We start from the raw sequence: 12,230 nt of genomic DNA on the forward strand, positions 1-12,230 counted from the left end.
CCGCCCATGACCGCTCTGCCCGTCTCCGCCGTCCGGGACTACCTCACCGGCCTGCAAGCCCGCATCGTGGGCGCGCTGGAAACGGCCGAAGGCGGCCCCTTCCGCGCCGACGAATGGGTGCGGCCGGAAGGCGGCGGCGGGCTGTCGCGCCTGCTCGAAGGGGGCCAACTCTTAGAGCGCGCCGGCGTGCTGTTCAGCCACGTCAAGGGCTCCAAGCTGCCGCCGTCCGCCAGCGCGCATCGCCCGGAGCTCGCGGGCCGCTCGTGGGAAGCCATGGGCGTGTCCATGGTGCTGCATCCGCGCAATCCGTACGTGCCCACCACACACATGAACGTGCGCATGTTCGTCGCGGCGGCGCGGCCCGGCCATGACGAGGCCGACGTCTTCTGGTTCGGCGGCGGCATCGACCTCACCCCGTACTATCCGTTCGAAGAAGACGCGCGCCATTTCCACACGGTATGCCGGGACGCGCTGGCGCCCCACGGCCCCGATTACTACCCGCGCTACAAGCGCTGGTGCGACGAATATTTCTTCCTCAAGCACCGCAACGAAACCCGCGGCATCGGCGGCGTCTTCTTCGACGACCTGAACGCCCCCGGGTTCGACGCGTCCTTCGCGCTGACCCGGTCAGTTGGCGACGCTTTCCTGGACAGCTACCTGCCTATCGTCGACAAGCGCCGCGGCATCGCCTACACCGAGCGCGAACGCGATTTCCAGGCCTACCGCCGGGGCCGTTACGTCGAATTCAACCTGGTCTTTGACCGCGGTACGCTGTTTGGCCTGCAGTCGGGAGGCCGCACCGAATCGATCCTGCTGTCCATGCCGCCCATCGCGCAATGGCGCTACGACTGGCAACCGCAGGCCGGCACGCCCGAGGCCGAACTGGCCGACTACCTGAAGCCGCGGGACTGGGTTTGAAACGCATCGGCCTCTTGGGCGGCAGCTTCGACCCTGTCCACGTCGCGCATATCGCGCTGGCCCAGAATGCCTTGCAGTCGCTCGGGCTGGCCCAGGTGCAGCTCATTCCCGCCGCCAATCCCTGGCAGCGCGCCGCGCTGAACGCCACCGGCGAAGAGCGCCGCGCCATGCTGGATCTGGCCATCGCCGGCCACCCGGGGCTGGCGGTCAACCCCATCGAAATCGAGCGGGGCGGCGCCACCTACACCATCGACACGCTGCGCGCGCTGCCGCAGGACGCGCGCTACGTGTGGCTGCTGGGCGCCGATCAGCTCGCCAACTTCTGCACCTGGCGCAGTTGGCGCGACATCGCCAGCCTGGTCGACCTGGCCGTGGCCACCCGCCCCGGCACAGCCCTCAGCGCGCCGCCGGAACTGGCGCAATGGCTGCAGGAACAGGGTCGCGTCCTGCAGGAGCTGCCATTTCCCCCCATGCCGGTATCGGCTTCCGAGATCCGCCGGCGCCTGTCGCAAGGCGAATCCACTGACGGGCTGCTCGATCTATCCGTCGCCGCGTATATTGCGGCGCACAAACTCTACCGATAAACCCCTTCCCGCCCGGCGCCACCGGCAAGCGCCGTTGCCGCTGCGCGGGTTATATTTGCAGCTATGGATATACAGAAACTCCAACGCGCCGTCATCGACGCCCTCGAAGACGTCAAGGCGCAAGACATCAAGGTCTTCAACACCACGCATCTGACCAGCCTGTTCGATCGCGTCGTGATTGCAAGCGCCACCTCCAACCGCCAGACGCGCGCCCTCGCGTCCAGCGTCGCCGATCGCGGCCGCGCCATGTCGCTCACCGGCATCACCATCGAAGGCGAAGACACCGGCGAATGGGTCGTCGTCGACCTGGGCGATGTCGTCGTGCACATCATGCAGCCGGCCATCCGCCAGTACTACAACCTCGAAGAAATCTGGGGCGGCAAGCCGGTGCGCGTGAAGCTCCTCCCCGAATCGACCCGTCCCGCTCCTGTCGCCAGCGACAGCGGCAACGGCTACGACGACAACGAAGACTGACCGCACCGTGAAGCTGATCGTCGTCGCGGTGGGCACGCGGATGCCGGACTGGGTGCAGACCGCCTGGGACGACTACGCCAAACGCCTGCCGGCCGACTGCGCGCTGGAGCTTCGCGAAATCAAGCCCGAGCCCCGCACCACCGGCAAAACGCCTGCCCAGATGATGGCGGCCGAAGCCAAGCGCATCGAGGCGGCCCTGCCCGCCAATGCGCTGCGCCTGGCCCTGGACGAACGCGGCCGCGACCTCACCACGATGGCGCTGTCGCAAAAGCTGGAACAATGGCGCGCCGGGGGGCAGGATGTCGCGTTTCTCGTGGGCGGCCCCGACGGGCTGGATCCCGCGCTCAAGGCATCCGCCAGCGGGCAGTTGCGCCTGTCTTCCCTCACGCTGCCGCACCCCATGGTGCGTGTGGTTCTGGCCGAACAGCTCTACCGCGCCTGGGCCATCATGACCAACCACCCCTATCACCGCGCCTGACCGCCGCCCCGCGGCGCCTGGCCTGCTCCGCATGACCGACACCGCCCACTCCCCCAGTTCGTCCCCGCGCCTGTATCTCGCCTCCGCCAGCCCGCGCCGCCGCGAGTTGCTGACGCAAATCGGCCTGGCGCACGAAGTCCTGCGCGTGCCCGCCCCGCCCGGCGAGGACGAGCCGCAACACCCCGGCGAACGCGCCGCCGATTATGTACAGCGCACCGCCCGTGACAAGGCCTTGCGGGGCCGCGATTGGATGCGCACGCAAGCGCTGCCCGAACTGCCGCTGCTCGCGGCCGATACGACCGTCATCCTGGCGGGCGACGTGCTGGGCAAGCCCGCCGACCGCGACGACGCCATCCGCATCCTGCGCGCGCTGTCCGGCGCCGCGCACGAGGTCCATACCGCCGTGGCGGTCTGGAGCGGCGACCGCCTGCTCGAAGCGGTCTCCATCACCCATGTCCAAATGCGCGCCTTGCAAGAGGACGAAATTGGCCGTTACTGCGACAGCGGCGAGCCCTTCGGCAAGGCGGGCGCCTATGGCATTCAGGGCCTGGCCGGCACTTTCGTCTCGCACATCGCCGGCAGCTACACCGGCGTCATGGGTCTGCCCCTCTTCGAAACGGCCAACCTGCTGCGGGAGGCGGGCATCCAGGTGCCCTGATCTCCGCCCGCATCCCCAAGAAAAATCCCCCGTGCCGCGAGGCATCGGGGGATTTCTTTTTGACCCTGTGCACTGCCGCGCACGGATCAGGCACGGGCGCGCTGGCGGAAATCCGCACAGCGCGCCCAGGCGATCAGCTTTGCCGCGCAGGCTCGCCAATGGCAACCTGGGGCTGCGGCGCGGCGGGCGTGCTGGCGCTGTCCAGCGCGGCATGCAACTGCTCCTGGTCCAGCTCGCCTTCCCAGCGCGCGACGACTACGGTGGCGGTGGCATTACCCACCAGGTTCGTCAGGGCGCGGCATTCCGACATGAAGCGGTCCACGCCCAGGATCAGCGCCATGCCGGCAACCGGCACCGACGGCACCACCGACAGCGTCGCCGCCAGCGTGATGAAGCCCGCACCGGTCACGCCGGCCGCGCCCTTGGAGCTGAGCATCGCCACCAGCAGCAGCAGGATCTGGTCGCCCAGCGACAGCGGAATGTCGCAGGCCTGCGCAATGAACAGCGCCGCCATCGTCATGTAGATGTTAGTGCCGTCCAGGTTGAACGAATAGCCGGTGGGCACCACCAGGCCGACGACCGACTTCGAACAGCCGGCGCGCTCCATCTTCTGCATCAGCGTGGGCAGCGCCGCTTCCGACGAACTCGTGCCCAGCACCAGCAGCAGTTCTTCGCGGATGTAGCGGACCAGCTTGAGGATCGAGAAGCCGTTGTAGCGGGCAACCAGGCCCAGCACGACCACGACGAACAGCACCGACGTGGCGTAGAACGTGCCCACCAGCATCGCCAGGTTCACGACCGACTTGATGCCGTACTTGCCGATGGTGAACGCCATCGCGCCAAAGGCGCCGATGGGTGCGGCCTTCATCAGGATCGCCACCATCTTGAAGATGGGCTGCGCCAACGCCGTCATGAAGTTCAGGATCGGCTTGCCGCGCTCGCCCACGATGGCCAGCGAAATGCCGAAAAGCACCGCCACGAACAGCACCTGCAGGATGTCGCCACCCACGAACGGGCTGAAGATGGTCGTGGGAATCACGTTCATCAGGAAGCCGGTGATGGTCGAGTCATGCGCCTTCGCGACATAGCCGGACACGGCTTTCTGGTCGAGCGTCGACGGATCGATGTGCATGCCGGCGCCGGGCTGCACGATATGGCTGACCACCATGCCGACGATCAGCGCCAGCGTCGAGAACACCAGGAAATACAGCATGGCCTTGCCGGCCACGCGCCCGACCTTCTTCAGGTCGCTCATTGCCGCGATGCCCGTGGCCACGGTCAGGAAGATGACCGGCGCGATGATCATCTTCACCAGCTTGATGAACGCATCGCCCAGCGGCTGCATCTGCTGGCCCAGCTCCGGCTTGAACGCGCCAAGCAGGATACCCACCACGATGGCGAAAATCACCTGCACATACAGGATTTGATAGAACTTGAGCTTGCGCGCGGGCGCGCTTTGATCCACTTCGATCATTGGGATTGTCCCCACCAGGGCCCCTTGCTCCGCGCAGCGTGGCGCGTGCGACGTCGGGGCGTTTTCTCTTTTATGGCCATGCGATCCTGCCGCCAGCCGATTTCACCGCGGGTGATGCGTCGCGCGGCTTGCCGGTGTATATGCAATACCCATGCCAGGTGGGAGCCGGCGTCAAAGCCGCACATAAGCCATTGAAAATAAATATCTTTTGAAATCGCAGCCGGAATATTCGGTCACTTAAAGCGGCGAAACTTCGCACAGAAACCCGCTAAAATGTGCGGAAAACCGCACACCATGACCGGCTCCACCTCCTCCCCCCTTTCCCCGCCCGCTCGACCGCGCAGGTTGCCCTGGCCGTGGCGCGTGGTCCTGACGCTGCTGACTGTTGCCGTGGTCACGTTCACGCTGCACGCGGCAACGCAGTGGGCGCGTGACGGCGCACTTCGCGAAGCCGCCATCCAGGCGCGCAGCACGGGTCAGATCAATGCCGCCTTATTGCGCAACAACCTCGACAAATTCCGCGCACTGCCCTTCGTGCTGACCCAGGACGTCGACTTGCGCGCCGCACTGCAGGGTGCCAGCACCAGGCAGATCGAGGCCCTGGACGAGAAACTCGAATCCCTGAGCCGCGGGGTTGGCGCCTCCGCCATTTACGTCCTGGACAAGAAAGGTCTGGCCATCGCCGCCAGCAACTGGCGCGAGCCCGCCACTTTCGTCGGAATCGGCTACGAATTCCGCCCTTATTTTCAAGGGTCGGTCGCGCACGGCGCCGCCGAACATTTCGCGCTCGGCACGGTCAGTCACGAAGCCGGCCTGTATCTGTCGCGTCGGGTCGACGACGCGCAGGGCGCGATGCTGGGCGTGGTGGTCTTGAAGGTCGACTTCCGGGATCTCGAAGCCGACTGGCGTCAGGCCAACGCCGTCATCTTCGTCACCGACGAGCACGGCGTGGTGCTGCTCGGCAATATTCCAGATTGGCGTTTCAGAGTCCTGTCGCCGCTGCCGCCTGCGCTGGCGCAAACGCTGCGCACCAGCCTGCAGTTTGGCGACGCCAAGTTTCAGCCGCTGCCTGTGTCGCCGCGCCTGCAAGCCGCCAGCAGCGGGCAGCTCGTCCGCACCGACGACGCCTTGCCCCGCGCCGCCGCTGGCACGCCGTTGCTGCACACCACCCTGCCGGTCACCGAATCGCCCGGCTGGACACTGCACCAGTTGTCCCCCATCCAGGCGGCCATGAACCAGGCCATCGCCAATGCCCAACTCGGGGCATTACTCACCCAAGGCGTGCTCGCGGCGCTGATCGGCGTGGTGCTTTACCGCCGCCACCGCAACCAGGAGCGGGCCGAGCAGCAAGCAGCCGTCCAGCAACAGCTCGCGGCATTGGTCGACGAGCGCACCGCGCAATTGCGCGACGTGAACGCCAAGCTAGTCGGCGAAATGGACGAGCGCCAACGCGCCGAAACGCAGCTTCACACCATGAAGGACGAACTGGTGCAGGCCAGCAAACTGGCATTGCTGGGCCAGGTGGCCGCCGGCGTCGCGCACGAAGTCAACCAACCCGTCGCCGCCATACGCGCTTACGCAGACAACGCCACCGAATTTCTGCGGCGCCACGACGAAGGCGCCGTCCGGGAAAACCTCGGCACCATCGCGGCGTTGACCGATCGCATCGGCCACATCACCGGCGAGCTACGCGCCTTTTCGCGCAAGGCCGGTGCGACTGTCGGCCCGACGGATCTGATGGAGGCGCTCGAAGGCGCAATCCTGCTCGTTGGCCCGCGTGCCCGGCGCCAGGGCGTCACGCTGCAAAGCCCGCCCCGCAACCACAACTGCCGCGTCCAGGCGAACCGGGTCAGGCTTGAACAGGTGCTGGTCAATCTTTTGCAGAACGGCCTCGAGGCCCTCGAAGGCACGGAAAACGGACGGGTAGTCATCGCCCTGCAAGACCTGGGCGAATCCGTTCAGCTACAGGTTCACGACAACGGTCCCGGACTCTCCGACGGGGCCCGCGCCCGCCTGTTCACCCCGTTTCACACGACCAAACCCGATGGCCTGGGCCTGGGCCTTGTCATCAGCCGCGACATCGTCGCCGAGTTCGGCGGCGAACTGCGCGCCGCGCGCGCAGGCGACGCCAGCCTGTCGTCTCCCCATGCGCCCGGCAGCGGCGCCTTGTTCATCCTGACCCTGCGCAAGGCGCCGGACCAGACCCACCGCACCGAGCACTCCACATGACGCGCGCCCCTGATCTCCAGCTCCCCGCCACGATCATCACCGACGATCCCATGCAGCGGCCAGTGGCCCCTCACGCCGTCTTCATCGACGACGACGACGAACTGCGCCGCGCCGCGCTCCAAACGCTGAAGCTGCACGGCATCTCGGTGGCGGCCCACGGCAGTGCCCGCGCCGCGTTGCCGGCGTTGGACCGCAACTTCGATGGGGTGGTGGTCTCCGACATCCGCATGCCGGACATGGACGGACTCGAACTCTTCCAGCGGCTGCGCAACATTGATCCCGATATCCCGGTCATCCTGATCACCGGCCATGGCGACATCGCCACAGCCGTTCAGTGCATGCGCGAAGGCGCGTATGACTTCCTGTCCAAGCCCTACCCCGCCGACCGCCTGGTCGCCGCCATCAGCCACGCCGCCGAAAAGCGGCGGCTGGTCCTCGAAAACCGCCGTCTCCGCGAAGCCGCTTTCAACGTCGAGGCCGACGAGGTGCCGTTCATCGGCACCACGCCCGCCATGCAACGCATCAAGCAGACCTTGCGCCATATCGCGGACGCCGACGTCGACGTGCTCGTCGAAGGCGAAACCGGCACCGGCAAGGAAGTCGTCGCCACAGCCCTGCATCGCCTGAGCCGCCGCCGGCAGCGGCCGCTCGTCGCCATCAACTGCGGCGCCTTGCCAGAAAGCGTCATCGAAAGCGAACTCTTCGGCCACGAGCCCGGCGCTTTCACCGGCGCACAAAAGAAACGCATCGGCCGCATCGAACACGCCAGCGGCGGCACCTTGTTCCTCGACGAGATCGAAAGCATGCCGCTCGCCGTCCAGGTCAAGCTGCTGCGCGTGCTCGAATCCCGCCAGATCACCCCGCTTGGCAGCAACGAAGTGCGCAATCTCGACCTGCGCGTCGTCGCCGCCACCAAGGAAGACCTGGGCAGTCCCGCCATCCGCGCTAAGTTCCGCGAGGACCTCTTCTACCGCCTGAACGTCGTCACGATCCGCCTGCCCCCGCTGCGCGAGCGCCGCGAAGACATCCCGCTGCTCTTCGCACACTATCTCGGCCACGCCGCGCGCCGCTTTCATCGCGACATCCCTGACATGCCTGCCTCGATCCGTCAGCACCTCATGACGCACGACTGGCCCGGCAACGTTCGTGAACTCGCCCACTTCGCAGAACGCTTCGTGCTGGGCGTCCTCAATGGCCCGGCACCTGATACGGCTCCGGCGTCCGCCGGCTCGCTCAGCCTTCCCGAACGCATGGAAAACTACGAGGCACAGATGATCCGCGATGCCCTCGCCGCACACCGCGGCGACATCAAAGCCACGCTCGACACCCTAGGCATTCCCCGCAAAACGTTCTACGACAAACTCCAGCGCCACGGCATCGACCGCCAGGAATACGTGGCCGCGCCTCGCGGCGCCATCTAGCGCAAGCCCCAGACCGCAATCACTTTCAAGACCCGCGCGGCGCACAGATCCCTTTACGACACCAAAACAAAACCCCCTCGCGGCGCCAGCCGCGAGGGGGTTTTTAATAAATTCCGAGCCTGCATTCCCGTTGCAGCAATTCCTTTGCTGCATCCCTAATACCGCATTTCCGATACTGGAATCCCAATGCAATATTCCCGACGCCACAAAGACAAAACCCCGCAGGGGATACCTGCGGGGTTTTGAGCAATAAAAGCCTGACGATGACCTACTTTCACAGACGTCCGTCCACTATCATCGGCGCAAAGGCGTTTCACTGTCCTGTTCGGGATGGGAAGGAGTGGGACCACCTTGCTATGGTCGTCAGGCGTAACTGGTTGAGCAGTTGCGGGTTAGGCAACCGCTCCAATCTTGGAAGAAGCGCAACGCGTGGCGATCAGAGCTTGGGGCTCGATGATCTGCGCACGGTGGGGTGTAATTGTGTTGGCTGGCTGCTGACGGTGCAGCCAGTATTTTGTATTGAACGACACTTGGAACGCTATATCACCAGGTCATAACCATCAGTGTTATAGGATCAAGCCTCACGGGCAATTAGTATCGGTTAGCTTAACGCATTACTGCGCTTCCACACCCGACCTATCAACGTCCTGGTCTCGAACGACCCTTCAGGGGGATCAAGTCCCCGGGATACCTAATCTTCAGACGAGTTTCCCGCTTAGATGCCTTCAGCGGTTATCTCTTCCGTACTTAGCTACCCGGCAATGCCATTGGCATGACAACCGGTACACCAGAGGTACGTCCACTCCGGTCCTCTCGTACTAGGAGCAGGCTCCGTCAAGTATCCAACGCCCACGGCAGATAGGGACCAAACTGTCTCACGACGTTTTAAACCCAGCTCACGTACCTCTTTAAATGGCGAACAGCCATACCCTTGGGACCGGCTACAGCCCCAGGATGAGATGAGCCGACATCGAGGTGCCAAACACCGCCGTCGATATGAACTCTTGGGCGGTATCAGCCTGTTATCCCCAGAGTACCTTTTATCCGTTGAGCGATGGCCCTTCCATTCAGAACCACCGGATCACTATGTCCTGCTTTCGCACCTGTTCGACTTGTCAGTCTCACAGTCAAGCACGCTTATGCCATTGCACTATCAGCACGATTTCCGACCGTACCTAGCGTACCTTCGAACTCCTCCGTTACACTTTGGGAGGAGACCGCCCCAGTCAAACTGCCCACCATGCACTGTCCCCGATCCGGATAACGGACCAAGGTTAGAACCGCAAACAAACCAGGGTGGTATTTCAAGGATGGCTCCACGTGATCTGGCGACCACGCTTCAAAGCCTCCCACCTATCCTACACAGGCCGGTTCACAGTCCAATGCAAAGCTACAGTAAAGGTTCATGGGGTCTTTCCGTCTAGCCGCGGGTAGATTGCATCATCACAAACACTTCAACTTCGCTGAGTCTCAGGAGGAGACAGTGTGGCCATCGTTACGCCATTCGTGCAGGTCGGAACTTACCCGACAAGGAATTTCGCTACCTTAGGACCGTTATAGTTACGGCCGCCGTTTACCGGGGCTTCGATCAAGAGCTTGCACCCCATCACTTAACCTTCCGGCACCGGGCAGGCGTCACACCCTATACGTCGACTTTCGTCTTTGCAGAGTGCTGTGTTTTTAATAAACAGTCGCAGCCACCGATTCTCTGCGACCCCATCATGCTAAGCGCGCAGGCGCTTCACACTACCGGGGTATACCTTCTCCCGAAGTTACGGTATCAATTTGCCGAGTTCCTTCTCCTGAGTTCTCTCAAGCGCCTTGGAATATTCATCCCGTCCACCTGTGTCGGTTTGCGGTACGGTCTCGTACAGCTGAAGCTTAGAGGCTTTTCTTGGAACCACTTCCGATCACTTCGCAAGCAATGCTCGCTCGTGCCACACCCTTGATTTACGCGCCCGGATTTGCCTAAGCGCCATCTTCGATGCAGCAACAGGGACATCCAACACCCTGATGATTTTCCGCGATCCGTCCCCCCATCGCACTGTACGACGGTGCTGGAATATTAACCAGCTTCCCATCAGCTACGCATCTCTGCCTCGCCTTAGGGGCCGACTCACCCTGCGCCGATGAACGTTGCGCAGGAAACCTTGGACTTACGGCGAGGGGGCTTTTCACCCCCTTTATCGCTACTCATGTCAGCATTCGCACTTCTGATACCTCCAGCAGCCTTTACAAGCCACCTTCGCAGGCTTACAGAACGCTCTCCTACCGCGTGCACTAAAAGTGCACACCCGCAGCTTCGGTTTATCGCTTAGCCCCGTTACATCTTCCGCGCAGGACGACTCGATCAGTGAGCTATTACGCTTTCTTTAAAGGATGGCTGCTTCTAAGCCAACCTCCTGACTGTCTATGCCTTCCCACTTCGTTTCCCACTTAGCGATAATTCGGGACCTTAGCTGGCGGTCTGGGTTGTTTCCCTCTTGAGTCCGGACGTTAGCACCCGGTGCTCTGTCTCCCAAGCTGTACTTGCGGGTATTCGGAGTTTGCCATAGTTTGGTAAGTCGCCATGACCCCCTAGCTATAACAGTGCTCTACCCCCCGCAGTAATACTTGAGGCACTACCTAAATAGTTTTCGGAGAGAACCAGCTATTTCCAGATTTGTTTAGCCTTTCACCCCTATCCACAGCTCATCCCCTAATTTTTCAACATTAGTGGGTTCGGTCCTCCAGCACGTGTTACCGTGCCTTCAACCTGGCCATGGATAGATCATCTGGTTTCGGGTCTACACCCAGCGACTAAATCGCCCTATTCGGACTCGCTTTCGCTACGGCTTCCCTATTCGGTTAACCTTGCCACTGAATGTAAGTCGCTGACCCATTATACAAAAGGTACGCAGTCACCCCACAAGGAGGCTCCTACTGTTTGTATGCATACGGTTTCAGGATCTATTTCACTCCCCTTCCGGGGTTCTTTTCGCCTTTCCCTCACGGTACTGGTTCACTATCGGTCGATCACGAGTATTTAGCCTTGGAGGATGGTCCCCCCATCTTCAAACAGGATTTCACGTGTCCCGCCCTACTTGTCTTACGCTTAGTTCCACACACAGAATTTCGTCTACAGGGCTATCACCTGCTACGGCCGGACTTTCCATTCCGTTCGACTATCCTGCGCGCTAAAACGTAAAGGCTCATCCGATTTCGCTCGCCACTACTTTCGGAATCTCGGTTGATTTCTTTTCCTCGAGCTACTGAGATGTTTCAGTTCACCCGGTTCGCTTCCACTAGCCTATGTATTCAGCTAGGGATACTGCATTGCTGCAGTGGGTTTCCCCATTCGGATATCTGCGGATCAAAGCTTGTTTGCCAGCTCCCCGCAGCTTTTCGCAGGCTACTACGTCCTTCATCGCCTGTGATCGCCAAGGCATCCACCATATGCACTTAGTCGCTTGATCCTATAACGCTGTAGGCTATAGGACCTGAGTATTAGCGTTTGTGCCGTTCATAAGTTTCAAAGCAGTCTGAGGCTTATCACCCCAGTCTTGAGAACTTGGAACAAAAAATAATGCAATCACAACCCGTGCCCATCTTCATCAGCAATGCTGATTACTTGATGAACACATTTTCGTTGTGCTTCTTCCAGATTGTTAAAGAACAAATATAGCTGTTGGGTAAAACCCAACTCATAACGTCGTGACTGACGACACTATGAGTTGGCCTCTACATCGCCACCGGCGATCAATGAGAATCAATGGTGGAGGTGAACGGGATCGAACCGATGACATCCTGCTTGCAAAGCAGGCGCTCTCCCAGCTGAGCTACACCCCCATATTTCGCTTGCCGCGAAATACCTGGTGGGTCTGGTTGGATTCGAACCAACGACCCCCGCCTTATCAAGACGGTGCTCTAACCGACTGAGCTACAGACCCAAAACCTTCTCGGATCAGTAGTCAGGAAGCTGAAGACCTAGGGAAGATTCCCTCGACCCAAGCCT

Annotated in this window: 8 protein-coding genes, 2 tRNA genes and 2 rRNA genes; 7 read left to right on the forward strand and 5 right to left on the reverse strand. The window is 61.9% G+C overall.

What is annotated here, in order from left to right; all coding sequences use genetic code 11:
• The first annotated feature begins 6 nt into the window (after positions 1–6).
• The 5 genes from hemF (at position 7) to FBY20_RS02315 (ending at position 3,112) form a co-directional block, all read left to right on the forward strand.
• Positions 7–918 (forward strand): oxygen-dependent coproporphyrinogen oxidase, encoded by a 912-nt coding sequence (gene hemF, locus FBY20_RS02295; RefSeq protein WP_142049753.1) that lies wholly within the window; start codon positions 7–9, stop codon positions 916–918.
• The gene (gene nadD / locus FBY20_RS02300; RefSeq protein ID WP_142049756.1) at positions 915–1,502 is read left to right on the forward strand and encodes a nicotinate (nicotinamide) nucleotide adenylyltransferase; all 588 of its coding nucleotides are present in this window, start codon (positions 915–917) and stop codon (positions 1,500–1,502) included. The genes hemF and nadD overlap by 4 nt, the downstream gene beginning before the upstream one ends.
• Positions 1,503–1,565: 63 nt before the next feature.
• Positions 1,566–1,976, forward strand: a complete 411-nt coding sequence (gene rsfS / locus FBY20_RS02305; RefSeq protein ID WP_056315579.1) for a ribosome silencing factor — start codon at positions 1,566–1,568, stop codon at positions 1,974–1,976.
• Between the two features lie 7 nt (positions 1,977–1,983).
• Entirely contained in the window at positions 1,984–2,454 is a 471-nt protein-coding gene (rlmH, locus tag FBY20_RS02310) for a 23S rRNA (pseudouridine(1915)-N(3))-methyltransferase RlmH (RefSeq protein WP_056315576.1), read from the forward strand.
• 31 nt (positions 2,455–2,485) lie between these two features.
• Entirely contained in the window at positions 2,486–3,112 is a 627-nt protein-coding gene (locus FBY20_RS02315) for a nucleoside triphosphate pyrophosphatase (protein WP_142049759.1), read from the forward strand.
• 133 nt (positions 3,113–3,245) lie between these two features.
• Here FBY20_RS02315 and FBY20_RS02320 read toward each other — a convergent pair whose 3' ends face one another.
• Positions 3,246–4,586 (reverse strand): dicarboxylate/amino acid:cation symporter, encoded by a 1,341-nt coding sequence (locus FBY20_RS02320; protein WP_056315571.1) that lies wholly within the window; start codon positions 4,584–4,586, stop codon positions 3,246–3,248.
• Between the two features lie 294 nt (positions 4,587–4,880).
• Here FBY20_RS02320 and FBY20_RS02325 point away from each other — a divergent pair, with 294 nt between their 5' ends.
• Together FBY20_RS02325 and FBY20_RS02330 are read left to right on the forward strand one after the other, a co-directional pair.
• Positions 4,881–6,815 (forward strand): ATP-binding protein, encoded by a 1,935-nt coding sequence (locus FBY20_RS02325; protein WP_255452211.1) that lies wholly within the window; start codon positions 4,881–4,883, stop codon positions 6,813–6,815.
• A gap of 50 nt (positions 6,816–6,865) precedes the next feature.
• Positions 6,866–8,236, forward strand: coding sequence for a sigma-54 dependent transcriptional regulator (locus tag FBY20_RS02330; RefSeq protein ID WP_142055779.1), 1,371 nt, complete (start codon positions 6,866–6,868; stop codon positions 8,234–8,236).
• Between the two features lie 255 nt (positions 8,237–8,491).
• Here the strand turns inward: FBY20_RS02330 and rrf are convergent.
• The 4 genes from rrf to FBY20_RS02350 all read right to left on the reverse strand — a co-directional run bounded on the left by rrf (position 8,492) and on the right by FBY20_RS02350 (position 12,165).
• A 5S ribosomal RNA gene (rrf, locus tag FBY20_RS02335) occupies positions 8,492–8,604 on the reverse strand.
• Positions 8,605–8,806: 202 nt separating this feature from the next.
• Positions 8,807–11,691: ribosomal RNA gene (locus FBY20_RS02340) — 23S ribosomal RNA — on the reverse strand.
• 297 nt (positions 11,692–11,988) lie between these two features.
• Positions 11,989–12,064: transfer RNA gene (locus FBY20_RS02345), tRNA-Ala, on the reverse strand.
• A gap of 24 nt (positions 12,065–12,088) precedes the next feature.
• A tRNA-Ile gene (locus FBY20_RS02350) sits at positions 12,089–12,165 on the reverse strand.
• Positions 12,166–12,230: the final 65 nt, after the last annotated feature.

It is taken from the genome of Achromobacter sp. SLBN-14 (assembly GCF_006715415.1).
In the GTDB taxonomy this organism is placed as follows: domain Bacteria; phylum Pseudomonadota; class Gammaproteobacteria; order Burkholderiales; family Burkholderiaceae_B; genus Achromobacter; species Achromobacter mucicolens.

Excerpts from the sequence above, each read along its gene's own strand:
- hemF (WP_142049753.1), top strand. The coding sequence starts at position 7 with ATGACCGCTCTGCCCGTCTCCGCCGTCCGGGACTACCTCACCGGCCTG.
- rsfS (WP_056315579.1), top strand. The coding sequence starts at position 1,566 with ATGGATATACAGAAACTCCAACGCGCCGTCATCGACGCCCTCGAAGAC.
- FBY20_RS02315 (WP_142049759.1), top strand. The coding sequence starts at position 2,486 with ATGACCGACACCGCCCACTCCCCCAGTTCGTCCCCGCGCCTGTATCTC.
- FBY20_RS02320 (WP_056315571.1), bottom strand. The coding sequence starts at position 4,586 with ATGATCGAAGTGGATCAAAGCGCGCCCGCGCGCAAGCTCAAGTTCTAT.
- FBY20_RS02325 (WP_255452211.1), top strand. The coding sequence starts at position 4,881 with ATGACCGGCTCCACCTCCTCCCCCCTTTCCCCGCCCGCTCGACCGCGC.
- FBY20_RS02330 (WP_142055779.1), top strand. The coding sequence starts at position 6,866 with ATGCAGCGGCCAGTGGCCCCTCACGCCGTCTTCATCGACGACGACGAC.